The organism is Streptomyces sp. NRRL S-350, assembly GCF_000719705.1.
In the GTDB taxonomy this organism is placed as follows: Bacteria; Actinomycetota; Actinomycetes; order Streptomycetales; family Streptomycetaceae; genus Kitasatospora.
Map to the genome: position 1 here is coordinate 25,241 of NZ_JOHO01000054.1, position 21,651 is coordinate 46,891.

Below are 21,651 nucleotides of genomic sequence, written 5' to 3' on the forward strand. Positions count from 1 at the left end.
ACCTGGGCGTGACGGCCGCCAAGGGCTTCCGGGCCGCCGGCGTCACCGCCGGCATCAAGGCCTCCGGCACCCCCGACCTCGCCCTGGTGGTCAACGACGGCCCGTCGCTCGCCGCCGCCGGCGTCTTCACCGCGAACCGGGTCAAGGCCGCGCCCGTGCTCTGGTCCGAGCAGGTCCTCAAGGGCGGCCAGGTCTCCGCCGTCGTCCTCAACTCCGGTGGCGCCAACGCCTGCACCGGCCCGCTCGGCTTCCAGGACACCCACGCCACCGCGGAGAAGGTCGCCGAGGAGCTGGGGCTCAACGCTGGCGAGGTCGCCGTCGCCTCCACCGGCCTGATCGGCGTACGACTGCCGATGGACCTGCTGCTGCCGGGCGTCACGCAGGCCGCCGGGGAACTCAGCGAGACCGGCGGGGAGGCCGCCGCGATCGCCATCAAGACCACCGACACCGTGCACAAGACCGCCCAGGTCACCAGCCCGGCGGGCTGGACGGTCGGCGGCATGGCGAAGGGCGCGGGCATGCTCGCCCCGAGCCTGGCCACCATGCTGGTCGTGCTCACCACCGACGCCGCCGTGGACAGCGCAGGCCTGGACGCGGCGCTGCGCGGCGCCACCCGCACCACCTTCGACCGGATCGACTCCGACGGCTGCATGTCGACCAACGACACCGTGCTGCTGCTCGCCTCCGGCGCGTCCGGCACCACCCCGGACCGGGCCGAGTTCGCCGAGGCCGTCCGCACCGTCAGCGCCGACCTGGCCCGTCAGCTGATCGGCGACGCCGAGGGCGCGAGCAAGGACATCCGGATCGACGTCACCGGCGCCGCCACCGAGGACGAGGCCGTCGACGTCGCCCGGACGATCAGCCGCAACAACCTGCTCAAGTGCGCCATCCACGGCGAAGACCCCAACTGGGGCCGGGTGCTGGCCGCGATCGGCACCACCGCCGCCGCCTTCGACCCGGACCGGCTGGACGTCGCCATCAACGGCGTCTGGGTCTGCCGGGACGGCGGCGTGGCCGAGGACCGCGACCTGGTGGACATGAAGGGGCGCGAGGTCGTCATCACCGCGAACCTCAACGCCGGTACGGCGAGCGCCACGCTGTGGACCAACGACCTCACCGCCGACTACGTCCACGAGAACAGCGCCTACTCCACCTGATCCGCGTTCCAGACGAGGGATACCCGTGCAGATCGCACCCAAGGGCGAACAGGCCCGCAACAACACCGCGTTGCCCAAGGCCATGACGCTGATCGAGGCGCTGCCGTGGCTGGAGCGCTTCCACGGCAAGACCGTCGTGATCAAGTTCGGCGGCAACGCCATGGTGGACGACAGCCTCAAGTCGGCCTTCGCCCAGGACGTCGTCTTCCTCCGCTACGCCGGCCTCCACCCGGTGGTGGTGCACGGCGGCGGCCCGCAGATCAGCGCCCAACTCGACAGGCTCGGGCTGGAGTCCAGCTTCACCAACGGCCTGCGGGTGACCACCCCCGAGACCATGGACGTGGTCCGGATGGTGCTGGCCGGCCAGGTGCAGCGCGAGCTGGTCGGCCTGCTCAACGGGCACGGCCCGTTCGCCGTCGGCATGACCGGCGAGGACGCGCACACCATGACGGCGGTCAAGCGCTACGCGGTGGTGGACGGCGAGCAGGTGGACATCGGCCTGGTCGGCGACATCGTCAACATCGAGGCCGGCGCCGTGAAGGCGCTGATCGCCGACGGCCGGATCCCGGTGATCTCCTCGATCGCGCGCGGCGCCGACGGCCACGTCTACAACATCAACGCCGACACCGCCGCCGCCGCCCTGGCGGTCGCGCTCGGCGCCGAGATGCTCGTCGTCCTCACCGACGTCGAGGGCCTCTACAAGGACTGGCCGAACTCCGACGACGTGATCAGCCAGCTCAACGCGAGCGAGCTGGAGGAGCTGCTGCCCGGCCTGGCCAGCGGCATGCTCCCCAAGATGGAGGGCTGCCTGCGCGCCGTCCGCTCCGGCGTGGGCACCGCCCGCGTCCTGGACGGCCGGGTGCAGCACAGCCTGCTGCTGGAGATCTTCACCGACGAGGGCATCGGCACGATGGTCGTGCCCGACGACGAGCCGACCGTGACCGGGGGACTGGCATGACCGCGAACGAGCAACTGGCCGGCCGGTGGCAGCACGCCTTCACCGACAACTACGGCACCCCCCGGATCCCGCTGGTGCGCGGCGAGGGCAGCAAGCTCTGGGACGCCGACGGCAAGGAGTACACCGACCTGCTGGGCGGCATCGCCGTCAACGCCCTGGGCACCGCGCACCCGGCCGTCGTCGAGGCGGTCAGCCGGCAGATCGCCACCCTGGGCCACGTCTCCAACCTCTTCATGGCCGAGCCCACCATCGCCCTGGCCGAGCGGCTGCTGGCGCTGGACGGCCGGGCGGGCGGCCGGGTGTTCTTCTGCAACTCCGGTGCCGAGGCGAACGAGGCCGCGTTCAAGATCAGCCGGCGCACCGGCCGCACCCACCTGGTCGCCCTCCAGGGAGCTTTCCACGGCCGGACGATGGGAGCCCTCGCGCTCACCGGCCAGCCCGCCAAGCAGGACCCGTTCCGCCCGCTGCCCGGGGACGTCACCCACGTGCCGTTCGGGGACGTCGAGGCGCTGCGCGCGGCCGTGACCACCGAGACCGCCGCGGTCTTCCTGGAGCCCGTCCAGGGCGAGAACGGTGCCGTCCCGCTGCCCGACGGCTATCTGAGGGCGGCGCGCGAGATCACCCGTGCCACCGGCACCCTGCTGGTCCTGGACGAGATCCAGACCGGCGTCGGCCGTACCGGCCACTGGTACGCCCACCAGGCCTTCGAGGGCGTCGAGCCGGACGTCGTCACGCTGGCCAAGGCGCTCGGCGGCGGCCTGCCGATGGGCGCCGTCCTCGCCTTCGGGGCGGCCGCCGAACTGCTCACCCCCGGCCAGCACGGCACCACCTTCGGCGGCAACCCGGTGGCCGCCGCGGCCGGGCTGGCGGTCCTGGACACCATCGAGTCCGAAGGCCTGCTCGAGCACGTCCGCAAGCTCGGCGAGCGGTTGCGGCAGGGCGTCGAGGCGATCGGCGACCCGCTGGTCTCGCACGTGCGCGGGGCCGGCCTGCTGCTCGGCATCGTGCTCACCGAGCCGGTCTCGGCCAAGGTCCAGGCCGTGGCGCAGGAGGCGGGCTTCCTGGTCAACGCGGCCGTCCCGGACGCCGTCCGGCTGGCCCCGCCGCTGGTGCTGACCGAGCAGGAGGCGGATGCCTTCCTCGCGGCGCTGCCGGGCATCCTCCGGGCGGTGCGCGGGAGCGCCCCGGCCGATGCGAGTTGACCGTCGTCCGGGAGAATAATCACATGACCGTTTCCCACTCCGGCCCCTCCGCCGCCGGCCCGACGCCGCAGGTCCCGCAGACCCGCACCGCGCGCCACCGGCGGATCGTGGACCTGCTCACCCGCCAGCCCGTGCGTTCGCAGAGCCAGCTCGCCAAGCTGCTCGCCGACGACGGGCTCGTGGTGACCCAGGCCACCCTCTCCCGGGACCTGGACGAGCTGGGTGCGGTCAAGATCCGCAACCGGGACGGCGCGCTGATCTACGCCGTCCCGGCCGAGGGCGGCGACCGCACGCCGCGTGCGCCGATGGGGGAGTCGGCCAGCGAGGGCCGGATGGCCCGGCTGGCCGGCGAGCTCATGGTCTCCGCGACGGCCTCCGGCAACCTGGTGGTGCTGCGCACCCCGCCGGGCGCCGCGCAGTTCCTGGCCTCGGCGATCGACCAGGCCGAGGTGTTCGAGATCATCGGCACCATCGCCGGCGACGACACCGTCCTGCTGATCAGCCGCGACCCGGCCGGCGGCCAGGCGCTCGCCGACCACCTCATGCAACTGGCCCAGGCCAAGGCGCAGTAGCGCCCTGGCCCGGGGAGCCCCGGCCGACGGAATCCCGTCCGGCCGGGGTTTTGCCTTTCATGCGGCGTAGTGCATACTTATGCCACCTACTGCAAATGTGTGAAGGAGCCACGCGATGACCGCGCAGCAGTCCGCCGACGTCCGCCTCTGGGGCGCGCGCTTCGCCGACGGCCCGTCCGAGGCGCTGGCCAAGCTCTCCGCCTCGGTCCACTTCGACTGGCGCCTCGCGCCGTACGACATCGCCGGCTCCAAGGCCCACGCCCGCGTCCTGCACAAGGCGGGCCTGCTCTCCGACGACGAGCTCGCCGCCATGCTGACCGGCCTGGACCGCCTGCTCGCCGACGTCGAGGCAGGCACCTTCACCGGCACCGTCGCCGACGAGGACGTCCACACCGCCCTGGAGCGCGGCCTGCTGGAGCGCCTCGGCCCCGACCTCGGCGGCAAGCTGCGGGCCGGGCGCTCGCGCAACGACCAGATCGCCACCCTGTTCCGGATGTACCTGCGGGACCACGCGAAGACCATCGGCGGCCTGCTGCTCGACCTCCAGCAGGCCCTGGTCGGCCTCGCCGAAGCCCACCCGGACACCGCGATGCCGGGCCGCACCCACCTCCAGCACGCCCAGCCGGTCCTCTTCGCCCACCACGTCCTCGCGCACGTGCAGGCCCTCGGCCGGGACGCCGAGCGGCTGCGCCAGTGGGACGCCCGCACCGCCGTATCGCCGTACGGCTCCGGTGCGCTGGCCGGCTCCTCCCTCGGCCTCGACCCGCAGGCCGTCGCCGCCGACCTCGGCTTCGAGGGCGGCTCGGTCGGCAACTCCATCGACGGCACCGCCTCCCGCGACTTCGTCGCCGAGTTCGCGTTCGTGACCGCGATGATCGGCATCAACCTCTCCCGCATCGCGGAGGAGGTGATCATCTGGAACACCAAGGAGTTCGGCTTCATCACGCTGCACGACGCCTTCTCCACCGGCTCCTCGATCATGCCGCAGAAGAAGAACCCGGACATCGCCGAGCTCGCCCGCGGCAAGTCCGGCCGCCTGATCGGCAACCTGACCGGCCTGCTGGCCACCCTCAAGGCGCTGCCGCTGGCCTACAACCGGGACCTGCAGGAGGACAAGGAGCCGGTCTTCGACTCCTGCGACACCCTGGAGGTGCTGCTGCCCGCGTTCACCGGGATGATGGCCACCCTCACCGTGCACCGGGAGCGGCTGGAGGAGCTGGCTCCGGCCGGCTTCTCGCTCGCCACCGACATCGCCGAGTGGCTGGTCAAGCAGGGCGTGCCGTTCCGGGTCGCGCACGAGGTGGCCGGCGCCTGCGTCAAGGTCTGCGAAGCCGAGGGCATCGAGCTGTCCGACCTGACGGACGAGCAGTTCGCCGCGATCTCCGAGCACCTGACGCCGGAGGTCCGGTCGGTGCTCAGCGTGCACGGCGCCATCGCCGCCCGCGACGGGCGCGGCGGCACCGCCCCCTCGGCGGTCGCGGTCCAGCTCGCCGAGGTGAAGGCGGACCTGGCGCGGCAGCAGGAGTGGGCCCGGGGCTGACCGAAGGCCGGCGGAGGAGGGGCGCGGCGGTCCGGCCGGCGCGCCCCTCCGGCGTCCGCGCCCCGGCCCGGGCGTAACCGGCCCCGCCCCGGGCCGTCATGCACGGTGTGTGCACCACCCTTCCGCCCGTCCCCTCCGCCGAGGACGTCTACCTCGCCAGCCTCCGCCGCCGCGTGGTCCGCGAGACCGTCGCCGCCCTGCCGGGCCGCTGCCCGGAGCTGATCGCCGCCCTCGCCGAGGATCCGCCGCCCACCTACCGCGAGCTCTCCGAGCGCCTCGCGATGCCCCGCGGCTCCATCGGCCCCACCCGCTCTCGCTGCCTCGCCTGCCTGCGGACCCTCCTCCACCGGAGCGCTACCCGTGAGCGCCCCCGGGCGGCGGCATCCTGCGCCCCCTGCGGCCGCCCGCCCCTCTCCCCGTCCCCGCAGCCTCCCGCTCCGCCCGGGCGTGACCCTCGCCACGTCCGGGCCCCGGAAGGTTGAGGGGAGCTGACACCCGGGTAGAGCGCTGGCGAACGCAGCCCTTGACGGTGGTGCGATCACTCGGATACTGAGCGTGAGCGCGCCACCCTCTGCGCGCAGGGCACGACGACTGGGGAGGCCCCTCCACATGGGCATGAGCGTGATCATCTCGGCTGCGGAGGCCGAGGACGCGGAGCAGATCCTCAAGCTCCAGTACCTCGGCTACCAGCCCGAGGCCGAGCTGTACGGCGACTGGGCGATCGAGCCCCTGACGCAGAGCCTGGAGAGCCTGCGCGCCGAACTGACCGAGCGGTACTTCCTGGTGGCCCGGCTGGGCGACGAGGTGGTCGGCACCGTCCGCGGCCATCGCGGCCCCGACGGCGTGGGCCGGATAGAGCGCCTGGTCGTCCACCCGCGGATGCAGCGCCACGGCCTCGGCGGCCGCCTCCTGGACGCCCTGGAGCGGCGCCTCGCCGAGGACGGCCCGGTGAGCTCCTACCGCCTCTACACCGGCCACCGCAGCCTCGGCAACCTGCGCCTGTACGCCCGCCAGGGCTACCGGCAGACCAGGGTCGAGCAGGTCAGCAGCCGACTGAGCTTCGTCCACCTGGAGAAGCCCGCGAGTACGCCGCTCGCCGCGACGGCCTGAGCCGGCCCGCCGACGCCCGGCCCTCGGCGCCGCCACCATTCGGACGTTCCGGTGGCGGCGCCGAGGCACATCCCCGCTGGTGGCAGCGGTAAGTGTCCGCAATGCGGACAGCGTGGTCGAACAATTGGGCGGACCTCGACCCATCTGTTTTACTGGCTCACATGACTGCGACGACGAACTGCACCCCCACCGGCACGCTGCCGGCAGGTGAGCGTGCCATGTGTCGTCGAATGTGTCACCGCTGAGGGCCACCGCCCCCGGCACCCCGCGCGGGTGCCCTCCCCTCGCGCCCCGAAGCGAGACTCCGGCGCCGCTCCCGCCCGTGTGAGCGCGTCCCCTCCTCCCGTACCCCTCCCCTTGCCACGCCCGCCGACCCGCGGGCGCCGGTGACTCGCAAGGGCCACGCCGTCGCGCGGCCCGGCCGTCCGACGGCCGCGACCAAGGGGCGGCGGGTCCGGACCCCCTGGTGAAGCGCCGTAGGACGCCGCCCGGCCGCAACCCGGCCGGTTGGTCGCCCCACGCCGCCCGCCCCGACCCACGGAAGCAGCTGTGATCACCACCACGGACCTCACGAAGGTCTACCGTTCCCGAGGCCGCGAGGTGACCGCCCTCGCCGGTGTCGACCTGCACGTCCGTCCGGGAGAGGTCTACGGAGTCGTCGGCACCAGTGGAGCCGGCAAGTCCACCCTCATCCGCTGCGTGAACATGCTGGAGCGCCCGACCTCCGGCACCGTCACCGTGGACGGGGTGGAACTCACGGCGCTGTCCGGCGGCGAGAACCGGGCCGGCCGGGAACTGCGCGAGGCGCGCCGCCGGATCGGCATGGTCTTCCAGCACTTCAACCTGCTCTCCTCGCGGACCGTGCAGCAGAACGTCGAGCTGCCGCTGGAGATCATCGGCCTGGACCGCACCCAGCGTCGCCGCCGCGCCGCCGAACTGCTCGACCTGGTCGGCCTCGGCGACAAGGCCCGCAGCTACCCCGACCAGCTCTCCGGCGGCCAGAAGCAGCGCGTCGGCATCGCCCGCGCCCTGGCCGGCGACCCCAAGGTGCTGCTCTCCGACGAGGCCACCTCGGCGCTCGACCCGGAGACCACCCGTTCGATCCTCAAGCTGCTGCGCGACCTCAACCAGCAGCTCGGCCTCACCGTCCTGCTGATCACCCACGAGATGGACGTCATCAAGTCCGTCTGCGACTCCGCCGCCCTGATGCGCGGCGGCCGGGTGGTCGAGTCCGGCGGGCTGACCGACCTGCTGGCCGCGCCCGGCTCCGAGCTGGCCCGCGAGCTGTTCCCGCTCAGCGAGTTCGGCACCGGCCGCCCCGGCTCCACCGTGCTGGAGATCACCTTCCAGGGCGACGCCTCGGCCCAGCCGTTCGTCTCCCAGCTGGCCCGCACCTACCAGATCGACATCAACATCCTCGGCGCGGCCGTGGAGACCATCGCCGGCCGGATGGTCGGCCGGATGCGGGTCGAACTGTCCGGCGGCCACCAGGACAACGTGGTGCCGATCGGCTTCCTGCGCGAGCAGGGCCTGCAGGTGGACGTGATCGGTGCGGCGAACGGAGCGGTGGCATGACCTGGGACCAGATGCAGGAGCTGATGGGGCCGGCCACCCAGGAGACCTTCCAGATGGTCGGGGTCTCCACGGCCGTCACCGTGCTGCTCGGCCTTCCGCTGGGCGTCCTGCTGGTGCTCACCGACAAGGGCGGCCTGCTGGCCAACCAGGTCGTCAACAAGGCCGTCGGCTTCGTGGTGAACCTCGCCCGCTCGGTGCCGTTCATCATCCTGATGATCGCGCTGATCTCCTTCACCCGCTGGCTGGTCGGCACCTCGATCGGCTGGCAGGCCGCGACCGTGCCGCTGACCATCGGCGCCATCCCGTTCTTCGCCCGCCTGGTCGAGACCTCCGTCCGTGAGGTCGACCGCGGCCTGGTCGAGGCGGTCCAGTCGATGGGCGGCAGCACCTGGACGATCGTCCGCAAGACCCTGCTGCCCGAGGCGCTGCCCGGCATCGTCGCCTCCGTCACCACCACGGTCATCACGCTGATCAGCTACTCCGCGATGGCCGGCACGGTCGGCGGCGGCGGCCTCGGCACCCTCGCCGTCAACTACGGCTACCAGCGCTTCGAGACGGCCTTCATGTGGGTCATCGTGGCCGAGCTGGTGATCATCGTCACCGCCGTCCAGCTGATCGGCGACCTCGCCGTGGGCCGCCTCACCCACCGCGGCCGCACCGGCGGCCGGACCCGCCTGACGGGCCGCACCGCGACGACCCCCGACAAGGACGCCGTCGCCTCCTAGACCTCCCTCGTCCGACTCCGGACGCGGCTCCCCGTACCACGCAGAAAGGCACTTTTCGTGCGCAACGCCCTGAAGTTCACCACCGTCCTGGCCACCGCCGGCCTCGCGCTCTCCCTCGCCGCCTGCGGCAGCTCGGGCTCCTCATCCGCGGACCCGAACGCGCCGCTCAAGATCGTCGCCAGCCCCACCCCGCACGGGCAGATCCTCAAGTACGTCAAGGACAACCTCGCGGACAAGGCCGGCCTCAAGCTCGACATCAAGGAGGTCACCGACTACGTGACCCCCAACACGGCGGTGCAGGACGGTTCGGCCGACGCCAACTACTTCCAGCACGTGCCGTACCTGGAGGACTTCGACAAGAAGCGCGGCACGACCATCGTCTCGGTGGAGACCGTGCACCTGGAGCCGCTCGGCCTCTACTCCAAGAAGGTCAAGGCGATCACCGACCTGCCGGACGGCGCCACCGTCGGCCTGCCCAACGACGCCACCAACGAGGGCCGCGCGCTCAAGCTGCTCGCCGACAACAAGCTGATCACCCTCAAGGACGGCGTCACCACCACCGCGACCCCGGCGGACGTGACCGGCAACCCGAAGAACCTCAAGTGGAAGGAACTCGAGGCCGCCCAGCTGCCCCGCTCGGTCTCCGACCTCGACGCCGCCGTCATCAACGGCAACTACGCGATCGACTCCGGCCTGAAGCCGGCCACCGACGCGCTGGTGCTGGAGAAGGCCGAGGGCAACCCGTACGCCAACATCCTCGCCGTCAAGAAGGGCAAGGAGAACGACCCGCGGGTCAAGAAGCTCGCCGAGTTGCTGCACTCGGACGAGGTCAAGAAGTACATCACCGACACCTTCCAGGGCTCGGTCGTCCCGGCCTTCTGACCGTCGCCGGCCGCCCCGCCGGCCGAAGCCCGACGCCCGACCGGGCCCCCGCCGCACCTCGGCAGGGGCCCGGTCGGGCAGTATGCACCCGGCACGCCCCGGGCGACGGCGTTCTGACGTACCGTCGTGCGCGCAGCGCACCAGGTGGTACCCGGAGTGCGACGGAGGCGTACGGTGTTGTGTTCACGACCCGGCGAGGAGAGACGGCATGGCAGCGAGCTTCCCCGAGACCGCCATCAGCACCGAACGGCTGCTGCTGCGACCCCTTGCGGAGGACGACGCCCCCGGCCTGGCCACGATGATGGCCGACGACCTCGTCCTGGCGTGGACCGACCTCCCGCACCCCTTCACCGAGGAGCACGCGGCCGAACTCGCCCGTTCCCTCGCCCCCGCCCACCGGGCCGCCGGCCGCGGCATCGTCCTGGCCGTCACCGAGCACCTGACCCAGCGCCTGGTCGGCCTGGTCGAGCTGCGCAACACCGACTGGCGGCTGCGCAGCACCGAGATCTCCTACGTCACCGCCGCCTGGGCGCGCGGCGAGGGCTACGCCCCGGAGGCCGTCCTCGGCGTCGCGCAGTGGCTGTTCGAGGACCGGGGCTTCCTGCGCCTGGAGATGCGCACCGCCGCCGGCAACACGGCCGCCCAGCAGGTCGCCCAGAAGATCGGCGGCATCAGCGAGGGCGTGCTGCGCAGCGCCTGGATAGTGCGCGGCGAATCCGGGGAGTCCGGGGAGCCCGGAGCGTCCGGTGAGGCGTCCGCGGAGAGCCGCAGCGACCTCATCCTGTGGAGCCTGCTCCCGGAGGACCTGGAGTCGCCCGAACCGCACCCGCACGGCTGGCCCGGCGACCACCGCTACGTGCTGCGCGACTGAGCCGGCACCGCGCCGCGGACTCGGCGCGGACTCGGCGCGGACTCGGCACGGACTCGGCACGGACATGTGTGCGAGATGTCGGCGCCCGGGGGACGACACCCGGTAGCCTCTCCACCGGCGCCGCACGACGGCGCCCCGAGTGGCGCACCGAGTCGAGGGGGAACGGCCGCAGATGGCTGACCGGATCACGGTCATCGGGTGGGACGGCACGCCGCTGACCGAGGCCGCCGGTGCGGCCCTCGCCGCGGCGACCCTGGTCGCCGGAGCCCCCTACCAACTGAACGCCCTCCCGGTGCCGGAGGGCGCCGAGCGGATCGCCCTCGGCGCGATCGAGCCGGCCGCCCGACGGATCGCCGAGCACCGCGGCGCAGCCGTCGTGGTCGCCGAGGGCGACCCGGGCTTCTTCGGCGTGGTGCGTATTCTGCGCCGCCCCGAGTACGGCCTCGAGCTGGAGGTGCTGCCCGCCGTCTCCTCCGTCGCCACCGCCTTCGCCCGGGCCGGGATGCCCTGGGAGGACGCCCAGGTGGTCAGCGCCCACGGCGGACGGCTGCGCCGCGCGGCCAACATCTGCCGGGCCCACCCCAAGGTCGCGGTGCTCACCGCCCCGGGCGCCGGGCCCGCCGAACTCGCCCTGATGCTGCGCGGGGTGCACCGGACCTTCGTGGTCTGCGAGGCCCTCGGTACGCCGGAGGAGGACGTCACCGTCCTCACGTCCGACCGGATCGCCGACCACGTCTGGCGCGACCCCAACGTGGTGCTGGTGATCGGCGGCGCCGCCCAGGCCGCCGCGGTGGACCAGGCGGCCGGCTGGCTGGCCGGGCGCCCGATCGGCTACCCCGGCGCGGAGAGCGGCTGGGCGCTCCCCGGCGACGCCTACGCGGGCGCCGGGCGCACGGGTGGCGAGACGGGCGCGTCGGACGTGCTCCCCGCGCACGTGCGCGCCCTGGTGCTGGCCCGTCTGGGTGCACGGCCGGGGGACCTGGTCTGGTCGGTCGGTGCGGGCAGCGGCGCCCTCGCGGTCGAGGCGGCCCGCTTCGGCGCGGCCGTGGTCGCGGTCGAGGGCTCCCGCTCGGCCTGCGCCCGGCTGACCGTCAACGCCCGCCGGTACGGCGTCGAGGTGGAGGCGGTGTACGGCAGCGGCCCCGAGGTGCTGGGCGGCCTGCCGGAGCCCGACGCGGCGGTGGTGGAGTCCGGCGGCCTGGACGTGGTGCGCGCGGTGCTGGCCCGCAGGCCGGAGCGGTTCGTCGCGCTGCCCCGGACCTTCGCCGAGGCGGAGGAGGTCCGCCGGGCGATCGGCGAGGCCGGCTACCGGGCGGACGGCGCACTGTTGCAGTCGACGCCGCTGCGGTCCGCCGGGGAGGGCGGCGGGCTGGAACTCGGGGCGGCCGGAGCCGGCGTGCTGGTGCTCTGGGGTGAGCAGATCGTGTGAAGGCCTCGGGTGCGCCCCGGGACCGTCCGGTGCCACGGGTGGGCAGGGGCGGGCGCGCGGGGTGAGCGCGGAGGGGGTTCCGACGGTGATCCAGGTCGCATCCGGACACTGATTCGGGAGGTGAGCGCGCCGGGCCGGTAGTGTGACGTCCTGGGCGGCTGCAGCGATCGGCGGTCCACCCGATTCGGTCGGTTTGTCACCTTTTTGACGTGGTGCAACCCCGTTCCGCTCGGACTGTGGGCAATTCGACGGGCCGCGTGCCGGACCTGGAGAATGCCGTAGGGTCCGGTGCGGTCGTGCCGGTTGCTCCGGGTTGTCGTTGTTTCAGACGATGTGTGCCGCCCCGTGTGGCGGTGCGCCGGGCCGGGTGCCGCAGTGCGCCGGAAGGACTCGGGCCGCAGCGCTTCGGCGCGGCGGCCGCGTGTGGTTGAGGGGCGGGTCGGTCGCAGGCCCGGCCCGTGCGGATGGGCGCTGCGATCGGTGATCGTGTCGCCAAGGGCGCGGCAGCGGCCTGGAAGGAGCTTTGACAATGACCGATGGCGGCCACGTCCCGGGCGAGGGACTGCCGGAGCACCTGAACGCCGGGCACGCCCCGCTCGGCGGACCGGAGGGCGTCGTGGGCGTTGCACCCCTGCAGGGCGTCGCGACGGACGGCGGTGTGATCCCGAACCCGGCGGCCCCGGTCGGCGCGATGCCCCCGGGTGCGGGCGTCATCCCGCCGCAGGGCCAGCACGGCTTCACCGCCGAGGGGTGGGCCGCCGATCCGGGCGTACCGCGCCCGGCCTTCCACTTCCTCGACCAGCCCGACGCGCCGGACGGCCTGGACGACGATGACGACGTCCTGCTGATGCCCGGCCCCCAGGGCTCCTGGGGCGAGCCGATGGCGTCCGTCCCGGCCGAGCAGGCGCCGCACGCGCCGCACCAGGAGGGCATGCCGGTCGAGCCGTCCTGGCCGCCGGTGGACCCGCCGGTGCTCGGCGCCGAGCACGCCCAGCCGCAGGCCGTCCCCACCCAGCCGCAGGCGCAGCAGCCGATGACGCAGGCTCAGCCGCCGCGCCGCCCGCTGCACGCGGGCCCGCCGATCCCGGACCCGTCGCTGATGACCGGCCAGGTCCCGGTCCGCTCGCTGGCCGACCGCGGCCCGTCGCAGGGCGGCACGCCCGCGCACGGCATCCCGGTCGTCGGGCGGCCGCCGATGCCCGAGGCCGCGGTCCCGGCTCCGGCCGCCGTACCGCAGGACGCCCCGACGGCGCCGCCGGTCGCTCCGGCCGTCCAGGGCGCGCCGGTGACGGAGGGGCAGCAGTTGCCGTACCCGCAGGACGCCCATCAGGCCGTGCAGGTGCCGCTCGCCGCGCAGCCGATCGAGGCCGTGATGGCCGTCGAGACGGTCGGGGCGATCGAGGTGGTCGAGGTCGCCGAGCTCCCGGAGGCCGTGCAGGCCCTGCAGGGTGCTCACGCCGCCGCCCAGGCAGGCGGGCCCGTGCAGGCCGTCGAGTCCGTGCAGGCCGTCGACTCCGCTCAGCCCGTGATGGCGCCTCAGCCCGTGGCGGTGCCCGAGGCCCCGGCCGAGCCCGCCGCCGTCGAGCCCGCCGCCGTCGAGCCCGTCGCCGTCGACGGTGCTGTCACCGACGCCGTCGCCGTCGAGCCCGCCGTCGCCGAGGGCGCCCCCGCGCCCGTCGAGCAGCCCGAGGCCGCTGCGCCGGCCGGTCAGCCGCGCCGGATCTCCGCCTTCCTCGCCGCGCCCACCCCGCACGGCCTGCCCAAGGTCGCCGCAGTTCCGCAGGCTCCCGAGGCCGAGGCGGCGCCGCCGCAGGAGCCCGCGCCCATAGCGGCCGCCGACGCGCCGCAGGCCGCCGACGCGCCGCAGGCCGTCGAGGCCGTTCAGCCGGAGCAGGCCGGGCCCGGCACCGAGCCCGTCCCGGCCGCCGAGTCCGGTGCCTCCGCCGAAGGCGCGCCGGAGGCCGTCGTCGAGCCGGTCGCCGAGACCGCCGCGGGCACCGGCGAGATGCCGTCCGGCCAGGCCGTCAGCGAGCCCGTCGCCGAGCCCGAGCAGCCGCAGCAGCAGGAGGCCGTCCCGGTCGAGGCCCCGGTTGAGATCCCGGCGGAGGCCGCGGTCGAGCCGGTCGCCGAGCAGCCCGCCGAGCAGCCCGCCGACGGCGACACCGCTGCCGCCGCCGCTGCCGCCGCCGTTGTCGACCCGGTCGCCGAGGCCGCCGTCGAGCCGTCGGCGCAGCCCGCCGAGCCCGCCGAGGCCGCCGCTCAGGAGTCCGAGCAGCAGCCCGCCGCGGAGGCCGCGCCCGAGGCGGTCGCCGACCAGGCCGACACCGTGGTCGATGCCGCCGAGAACGGTGCCGAGGCCGCCGGCGAGGCCGTTGCCGAGCAGGCTCCCGAGGCCCCGGTGGCTGCGGTTTCGGCCGAGTCCGCGGCCGCGCCGGCTGCCGAGCAGGCCCAGGGCGAGGCTTCCGCCGAAGCCGTCGCCGAGCCGGCCGCCGCCGTTGTCGACGCCGCCGAGCCCGCCCCGGAGCAGGCTCCCGAGGCCCCCGCCGCCGAGGAGCCGCAGGCCGAGCAGGCCGCCGACCAGCAGGCCGAGCCGCAGGGCGGGCAGCCCGTCGCCGACCGGTCGGCCGAGGAGCAGCAGACCGAGGAGCCCGCCGAGCCGCGCGGCCCGGCCGCCCCCGGCTACGGCGAGACCGACCGCGAGGCCGTCCACCAGGTGATCCGCGAGCGCCGCGACATCCGCAACGGCTTCCGTCCGGACCCGATCCCGCACGAGGTGCTGATCCGGGTCCTGGAGGCCGCCCACACCGCACCCAGCGTCGGCTACTCGCAGCCCTGGGACTTCGTGGTCATCCGTTCGGCCAAGACCCGCAGGCGGATGCACGCCCTGGCCGAGCGCCAGCGCGCGGCGTACGCGGACTCGCTGCCCAAGGGCCGGGCCAAGCAGTTCAAGGAGATCAAGACCGAGGCCATCCTGGAGACCCCGGTCAACATCGTGGTGACCGCCGACCGCACCCGCGGCGGCCGGCACACCCTGGGCCGCCACTCCCAGCCGCAGATGGCCCCGTACTCGGCCGCCCTGGCGGTCGAGAACCTCTGGCTGGCCGCCCGCGCCGAGGGCTTGGGCGTCGGCTGGGTGAGCTTCTTCGACGACGAGGAGCTGGTCCGCGAACTCGGGCTGCCGGAGCACCTGGAGGTCGTCGCCTACCTGTGCGTCGGCTTCGTCGACTCCTTCCCGGACGAGCCGGAGCTGGAGCAGCAGGGCTGGGCGAAGAAGCGTCCGCTGGCCTGGGTCGTCCACGAGGAGCAGTACGGCAACCGCGCGCTGCCCGGCGAGGAGCCGCAGAGCCTGCTCGCCGACACCCTGCGCGGCATCCGCCCGCTGGACGCCAAGGCGCTCGGCGAGGCCTGGGACCGGCAGAAGCGGATGACCAAGCCGGCCGGCTCGCTCGGCATGCTGGAGATCATCTCCGCCCAGTTGTGCGGCCTGTCCCGCAAGTGCCCGCCGCCGATCCCGGAGCCCGCCTGCGTGGCGATCTTCGCCGGCGACCACGGCGTGCACGCCCAGGGCGTCAGCCCCTGGCCGCAGGAGGTGACCGCGCAGATGGTCGGGAACTTCCTGGCCGGGGGAGCGGTGATCAACGCCTTCGCCAGGCAGATCGGCACCGAGGTCTGCGTGGTCGACGTCGGTGTGGCCGCCGACCTGCCGGACGCCGTCCAGCAGGGCCGTGCCACCGGCCTGCTGCCGCGCAAGGTCCGCCCGGGCACCGCCGACATGACGCAGGGACCGGCGATGACCCGCGAGGAGGTCCTCAAGGCCGTCGAGGTCGGCATCGAGACCGCCCGCGACCTGGTCGCGGCCGGCAACAAGGCACTGGTCACCGGCGACATGGGCATCGCCAACACCACCGCCTCCGCCGCCCTGATCTCGGTGTTCACCGGCCTCGACCCGGCCGAGGTCACCGGCCGGGGCACCGGCATCGACGACGAGACCCACGCCCGCAAGATCGAGGTCATCCGCGCCGCGCTGGCGCTGCACCGGCCCGACCCGAGCGACCCGGTCGGCGTCCTGGCCGCCGTCGGCGGCCTGGAGCACGCGGCCATCGCCGGGTTCCTGCTGGGCGCCGCGTCGCTGCGCACCCCGGTGATCCTGGACGGCGTGATCGCCGGTTCGGCGGCGCTGGCCGCCAAGGCGATCGCGCCCGAGGTGCTGGCCGCCTGCATCGCCGGCCACCGGTCCGCCGAGCCGGGCCACCAGGCCGCGCTGGCGAAGCTCGGCCTGCGTCCGCTGATCGACCTGGACCTGCGACTCGGCGAGGGCACCGGAGCCCTGCTGGCCCTGCCGCTGGTGCAGAGCGCGGCCCGGGCGATGCACGATGTAGCCACCTTCGACTCCGCCGGGGTCACCGAGAAGGCCTGACGTACACCCGTCACCGCTCCGCGGACCGGCCCGAGGGCGCGCCGGCCCGCGGAGCGGTGTCTCGCCGTACCGCCCCCACCCACACCCCGATCAGGAGCACCGCCGATGACCGCGCCCAACCCGCACCCGAGCACCGAGGGCCTCACCCCCTACCCGGTCGGCCTGCTGCTGGCCGGTCGTCGCGTCGTCGTGGTCGGCGGCGGCCAGGTCGCCCAGCGGCGGCTGCCCGCCCTGATCGCCGCCGGGGCCGACCTGCAGCTGATATCGCCGGCCACCACCCCGGCGGTGCAGGCCATGGCGGACGCCGGTGAGCTCACCTGGCACGCCCGGCCGTACCGGGACGGCGACCTGGCCGGCGCCTGGTACGTCCTGGTCGCCACCGACGACCCGGCGGTCAACACGGCCGTCAGCGCCGAGGCCGAACGCGAGCGGGTGTTCTGCTCCCGCAGCGACGACGCCTCCGCCGCCACCGCCTGGACTCCGGCCAGCGGCCGGGACGCGGGCGCCACCGTGGCGGTCCTCACCGGCGATCCGCGCCACTCGGCGGCCCTGCGCGACGCCATCGTGGACGGCCTGCGGGACGGCTCGCTGGCCGCCCGCCAGTACCGTTCGCACGGTGCGGGCGTCGCCCTGGTCGGCGGCGGCCCGGGCGACCCGGACCTGATCACGGTGCGCGGCCGCCGTCTGCTCGCCGACGCCGACGTGGTGGTCACCGACCGCCTCGCCCCGCGCGAGCTGCTCGCCGAACTGCCCGAGCACGTCGAGGTGATCGACGCCTCCAAGATCCCGTACGGCCGGTTCATGGCCCAGGAGGCGATCAACCGCACGCTGATCGAGCACGCCAAGGCCGGCAAGTTCGTGGTCCGGCTCAAGGGCGGCGACCCGTACGTCTTCGGGCGCGGCGGCGAGGAACTGCTGGCCTGCGCCGAGGCCGGCCTCCCGGTCACCGTCGTGCCCGGCATCTCCAGCTCGATCAGCGTTCCCGCCTCGGCCGGCGTCCCGGTCACCCACCGCGGCATGACCCACGAGTTCACGGTGATCTCCGGCCACGTCGGACCGGACGACGAGCGCTCGCTGACCAACTGGGAGGCCGCCGCGCGGATGAGCGGCACCCTGGTGCTGCTGATGGCCGTGGACAAGATCGGCGCGATCGCCGCCAGGCTGGTCGAGTACGGCCGGGCGGCGGACACGCCGGTCGCGATCGTCCAGGAGGGCACCACCGCCGCTCAGCGCCGGGTGGACGCGACCCTGGGCACCGTCGCCGCCGTGGTCGAGGCGGAGGGCGTCAAGCCGCCGGCGGTCATCGTCGTCGGCGACGTCGTCAACGTCCTGGCCGCGGCCTTCCGCGCCTGAGCCACCGAGGCGGGCCTCCCGGGAGCGGACCTCCCCGGAGCCGGCCTCCCGGGAGCAGGTGCCCCGGAGCAACCCGTCCCGGAGTGGGAAGTCGGCCCGTCCGACTTCCTACTCCAGCGGCTGCTCCGTCCAGATGACCTTCCCGGTCGCCGTGTACCGCGTCCCCCAGCGGTCCGCGAACTGCGCCACCAGGAACAGCCCGCGCCCGCCCTCGTCCTCGGTCGCCGCGTACCGCAGGTGCGGCGAGGTGCTGCTGCCGTCCGACACCTCGCAGATCAGCGCGCGGTCGCGCAGCAGCCGCACCCGGATCGGCCCGGAGCCGTACCGGATCGCATTGGTCACCAGCTCGCTCAGGATCAGCTCGGTGACGAACGCGGCCTCGTCCAGCCCCCACTCCGCCAGCCGCCGCGCCACCTGCGCCCGCACGACCCCGACCGCCGCCGGGTCCGACGGCACGTCCCACTCCGCCACGTGGTCCGGCGCCAGCACGCGGGTCTGCGCCACCAGCAGCGCGATGTCGTCCTGCGGATGCACCGGCAGCATCGCCCCGAGCACGTCCGCGCAGGTCTGCTCGGGCGTGCGCGGCGGGCCGGAGAGCGCCGCGCGCAGCAGCTCCAGACCCTCGTCGATGTCCCGCTCGCGGTCCTCCACCAGGCCGTCCGTGTACAGCACCAGCCGGCTGCCCTCCGCCAGCTCCAGCTCGGCGGTCTCGAACGGCAGCACCGCCAGCCCGAGCGGCGGCCCGGTCGGCAGCTCGGGGAAGACCACCCGGCCCTGCGGGTCCACGACGGCCGGCGGCGGGTGCCCTGCGGTGGCCATCGTGCAGCGCCGCGACACCGGGTCGTAGATCGCGTACAGGCAGGTCGCCCCGGTGAGCCCGGCGCTCTCGCCGCCCGCCGCCTCGTCCTGGTCGATCCGGTTCACCAGCTCGTCCAGGTGGCCCAGCAACTCGTCCGGCGGCAGGTCCAGGGTCGAGAAGTTGTGGATCGCCGTCCGCAGCCGGCCCATCGTCGCCGCCGCGTGCAGCCCGTGCCCCACGACGTCGCCGACCACCAGCGCCACCCGGGCGCCGGGCAGCGGGATCACGTCGAACCAGTCCCCGCCCACCCCGGCCTGGGCCGGCAGGTAGCGGTGCGCCACCTCCAGCGCGTTCTGCGCGGGCAGGCGGCGCGGCAGCAGGCTGTGCTGCAGCGTCACCGCCATCGCGTGCTCCCGGGTGTAGCGGCGGGCGTTGTCGATGCACACCGCCGCGTGCGACACCAGTTCCTCGGCCAGCGCCAGGTCCTCCGGCTCGAACGGCTCCGCCCGCTGCGCCCGCCAGAACCGGGCCACCCCCAGCAGCACCCCGCGTGCCCGCAGCGGCACCCGCGCCAGCGAGTGCACCCCGTACGCCACCATCTCGGCCGACCGCTCCGGGTCCTGGTCCCGCCACCGCCAGGACTCCGCCAGGTGCGGCTCCAGGCCGGGTTCCCCGGTGTGCAGGGCCCCGGCCAGCGGGGTCTCGGGGACCACGTCCAGCACGGTGCCGACCGGGTAGAACGGCGCGTCGTCCCGTACGCCCGTCACGGCCGCACGCCGCATCCGCCCCAGCGAGACGCCCACCGGGGGCTCCTCGCCGGACAGGACCTGCTCCGCGAGGTCCACCGTGACGAAGTCCGCGAACCTCGGGACCGCGACCTGGGCCAGCTCCTCCGCCGTCCGCGTCACGTCCAGGGTGCTGCCCACCGTCACCCCGGCGTCGTACAGCAGCCGGAGCCGCCGCTGGGCGCGGTCGGCCCGGCCGGACAGGGCCAGCAGCTCGGTGGAGTCACGCAGCGTGGCGACGCAGCCGGGCGGCCCGCCCGCCTGGTCGGTCAGCCGGACGTTCACCGCCAGCAGCCGCTCGCCGGACAGCACCACCTCGTCGGTCACCTGGCGGTTGGCGATCAGCAGCTCCAGCGGTGCCTGCTCCAGGCCCAGCTCGGCGACGGGTCGGCCCTCGGCGTCCGGCGGCAGGTCCAGCAGGCGGCGGGCCTCGTCGTTGCAGAGCAGCAGCCGCCCGTCCCCGCCGACGATCATGACGCCCTCGCGCACCGCGTGCAGCACGGCCGCGTGGTGCTCGTACATCCGGGTCATCTCGACCGGGCCCAGCCCGTGGGTCTGCCGCCGCAGCCGTCGGCTGATCAGCGCGGACCCCAGGGTGGCCAGGCCGACCGCACCGGCCGCCGCGCCCAGCACCACCGGCAGCTGGCGCTCGCTCGCCGTGCTGACGTGCGCCAGCGTGACGCCCGCCGAGACCAGCCCGACCACCTGGCCGCTCGGCGCGTACACCGGCACCACGGCCTGCACCAGCGGGCCGAGGGTGCCGGTGATGTGCTCCGTCACCACCTGGCCCTGTAGTGCGGGCTGGTAGTCGCCGACGAACTTCTGGCCGATCCGGGCCGGGTTGGGGTGGGTGTAGCGGATGCCCTGGTTGTTCAGCACCACGATGAAGTCCACGCCCGAGGCGATCCGCGCGGACTGCGCCTTCGGCTGCAGGATCGCGGTCGGGTCGGGGGAGCGCAGCGCGTCGACGATCCCCGGCGAGTTGGCGAAGGTCTGCGCGACCGCCACGGACCGGTTGCGGGCCTCGTTGTCGGCGTCCTTGTGCGACTGGACCACCAGCGCGACCACGGCGGCCACCACCAGCAGCAGGACGACCAGGATCTGCAGGGCGAACACCTGCCCGGCCACCGACCGGTGCCAGACCGGCCACGACCGCTTCGCGCGCGGCAGCTGCGGCCGACCGTGTGGGCGCCCACCGGGGGAGCCGGCGGAGCCAGTGGCGCCAGAGGCCGACGGAGCCCAGGATCGGCCCGGGTAACGGGCCATAGGGTCATGTTTGCACTCCCGTCAGCCGGGGACCACCCCGTCCCGTCGGCCGTTTGGTCTTCCCCGCCCCCGCTTGGCAAGATCGCAGGGTGTCCGAACCCAGCACCGTCACCGATCCGGCCGACCCCCGCCTCGCCGACTACACCGGCCTCACGGACGTCGAACTGCGCCGTCGCCGCGAACCCGCCGAGGGCCTGTTCATCGCGGAGGGGGAGAAGGTCATCCGCCGCGCCCTCGCCGCCGGCTACCGGATGCGGTCGATGCTGCTCACCGCCAAGTGGCTGGACGTGATGGCCGACGTCATCGCCGGGGCCGACGCCCCGGTCCACGTGGTCGAGCCCGGGCTCGCCGAAGCCGTCACCGGCTACCACGTGCACCGCGGCGCCCTCGCCTCGATGGAGCGCAAGCCCCTCCCGGACGCCGCCGACGTGCTCACCGGGGCCCGCCGGGTCGCCGTCCTGGAGGGCCTGGTCGACCACACCAACCTCGGGGCCATCTTCCGCAGCGCGGCCGCCCTCGGCATGGACGCCGTCCTGCTGTCGCCGGACTGCGCCGACCCGCTCTACCGGCGTGCCGTCAAGGTCTCCATGGGCGCCGTCTTCGCGGTCCCGTACGCGCGCCTCGACCCCTGGCCCGCAGCCCTGGACACCGTCCGGGCCGCCGGGTTCACCCTCCTCGCCCTCACCCCCGCCGACACCGCCGTCGACCTCGCCGCCCTCACGCCGCACGAACTCCCCAAGGCCGCCCTGATGCTCGGCGCCGAGGGCGACGGCCTCACCCCCCGCGCCATCGCCGCCGCCGACCACGCCGTCCGCATCCCCATGGCGCACGGCATCGACTCGCTGAACGTGGGCGCCGCCGCAGCCGTCGCCTTCTACGCCGTCACCGCCGGCTGAGGCCCGCTGCTCCCACCTTGGGTTCTAGTGGTTGTTGCAACACCCCAGTTCAGGGGATGCGATGACCTTCGAGATCCGCGAGGACCGGAGCCCTCAGGGGCGGCGGAAGCTCTC

General features: G+C 74.3%; 16 protein-coding genes. 15 read left to right on the forward strand and 1 reads right to left on the reverse strand.

The window, feature by feature from the left end:
• The first annotated feature begins 2 nt into the window (after positions 1-2).
• The 14 genes from argJ (at position 3) to cobA (ending at position 17,791) form a co-directional block, all read left to right on the forward strand.
• The gene (argJ, locus tag IF30_RS0132195; RefSeq protein ID WP_030245055.1) at positions 3-1,157 is read left to right on the forward strand and encodes a bifunctional glutamate N-acetyltransferase/amino-acid acetyltransferase ArgJ; all 1,155 of its coding nucleotides are present in this window, start codon (positions 3-5) and stop codon (positions 1,155-1,157) included.
• 82 nt (positions 1,158-1,239) lie between these two features.
• Complete coding sequence (gene argB, locus IF30_RS0132200; protein WP_051711692.1) at positions 1,240-2,115, forward strand: acetylglutamate kinase; 876 nt, start codon at positions 1,240-1,242, stop codon at positions 2,113-2,115.
• Entirely contained in the window at positions 2,112-3,317 is a 1,206-nt protein-coding gene (locus IF30_RS0132205) for an acetylornithine transaminase (protein WP_030245060.1), read from the forward strand. Before argB ends, IF30_RS0132205 begins: the two co-directional genes overlap by 4 nt.
• A gap of 23 nt (positions 3,318-3,340) precedes the next feature.
• Positions 3,341-3,889, forward strand: a complete 549-nt coding sequence (locus IF30_RS0132210; protein WP_030245061.1) for an arginine repressor — start codon at positions 3,341-3,343, stop codon at positions 3,887-3,889.
• 115 nt (positions 3,890-4,004) lie between these two features.
• Positions 4,005-5,429: an argininosuccinate lyase gene (gene argH, locus IF30_RS0132215; RefSeq protein WP_030245063.1), complete on the forward strand. Its 1,425-nt coding sequence runs from the start codon at positions 4,005-4,007 to the stop codon at positions 5,427-5,429.
• Between the two features lie 107 nt (positions 5,430-5,536).
• Positions 5,537-5,911: a hypothetical protein gene (locus IF30_RS44120; RefSeq protein ID WP_158835634.1), complete on the forward strand. Its 375-nt coding sequence runs from the start codon at positions 5,537-5,539 to the stop codon at positions 5,909-5,911.
• Between the two features lie 127 nt (positions 5,912-6,038).
• The gene (locus tag IF30_RS0132225; RefSeq protein ID WP_030245067.1) at positions 6,039-6,539 is read left to right on the forward strand and encodes a GNAT family N-acetyltransferase; all 501 of its coding nucleotides are present in this window, start codon (positions 6,039-6,041) and stop codon (positions 6,537-6,539) included.
• Positions 6,540-7,088: 549 nt separating this feature from the next.
• Entirely contained in the window at positions 7,089-8,114 is a 1,026-nt protein-coding gene (locus IF30_RS0132230; protein WP_030245069.1) for a methionine ABC transporter ATP-binding protein, read from the forward strand.
• Positions 8,111-8,839, forward strand: a complete 729-nt coding sequence (locus IF30_RS0132235) for a methionine ABC transporter permease (protein ID WP_051711688.1) — start codon at positions 8,111-8,113, stop codon at positions 8,837-8,839. The genes IF30_RS0132230 and IF30_RS0132235 overlap by 4 nt, the downstream gene beginning before the upstream one ends.
• Positions 8,840-8,896: 57 nt before the next feature.
• The gene (locus IF30_RS0132240) at positions 8,897-9,721 is read left to right on the forward strand and encodes a MetQ/NlpA family ABC transporter substrate-binding protein (protein ID WP_030245072.1); all 825 of its coding nucleotides are present in this window, start codon (positions 8,897-8,899) and stop codon (positions 9,719-9,721) included.
• Positions 9,722-9,929: 208 nt separating this feature from the next.
• A complete protein-coding gene (locus IF30_RS0132245) occupies positions 9,930-10,592 on the forward strand; it encodes a GNAT family N-acetyltransferase (RefSeq protein ID WP_030245074.1) in 663 nt (220 codons plus the stop codon).
• A gap of 172 nt (positions 10,593-10,764) precedes the next feature.
• Positions 10,765-12,021, forward strand: coding sequence for a precorrin-6y C5,15-methyltransferase (decarboxylating) subunit CbiE (gene cbiE / locus IF30_RS0132250; RefSeq protein ID WP_030245075.1), 1,257 nt, complete (start codon positions 10,765-10,767; stop codon positions 12,019-12,021).
• A 529-nt stretch (positions 12,022-12,550) separates the two neighbouring features.
• Complete coding sequence (cobT, locus tag IF30_RS0132255) at positions 12,551-16,438, forward strand: nicotinate-nucleotide--dimethylbenzimidazole phosphoribosyltransferase (RefSeq protein WP_030245077.1); 3,888 nt, start codon at positions 12,551-12,553, stop codon at positions 16,436-16,438.
• A 105-nt stretch (positions 16,439-16,543) separates the two neighbouring features.
• On the forward strand, positions 16,544-17,791 hold the full coding sequence (gene cobA, locus IF30_RS0132260; protein ID WP_051711689.1) for a uroporphyrinogen-III C-methyltransferase: 1,248 nt from the start codon (positions 16,544-16,546) through the stop codon (positions 17,789-17,791).
• Positions 17,792-17,899: 108 nt separating this feature from the next.
• Here the strand turns inward: cobA and IF30_RS0132265 are convergent, their stop codons facing one another.
• The gene (locus IF30_RS0132265; RefSeq protein WP_078891876.1) at positions 17,900-20,641 is read right to left on the reverse strand and encodes a SpoIIE family protein phosphatase; all 2,742 of its coding nucleotides are present in this window, start codon (positions 20,639-20,641) and stop codon (positions 17,900-17,902) included.
• A gap of 89 nt (positions 20,642-20,730) precedes the next feature.
• Here IF30_RS0132265 and IF30_RS0132270 point away from each other — a divergent pair, with 89 nt between their 5' ends.
• A complete protein-coding gene (locus tag IF30_RS0132270) occupies positions 20,731-21,537 on the forward strand; it encodes a TrmH family RNA methyltransferase (RefSeq protein WP_030245082.1) in 807 nt (268 codons plus the stop codon).
• Positions 21,538-21,651 lie beyond the last annotated feature (114 nt).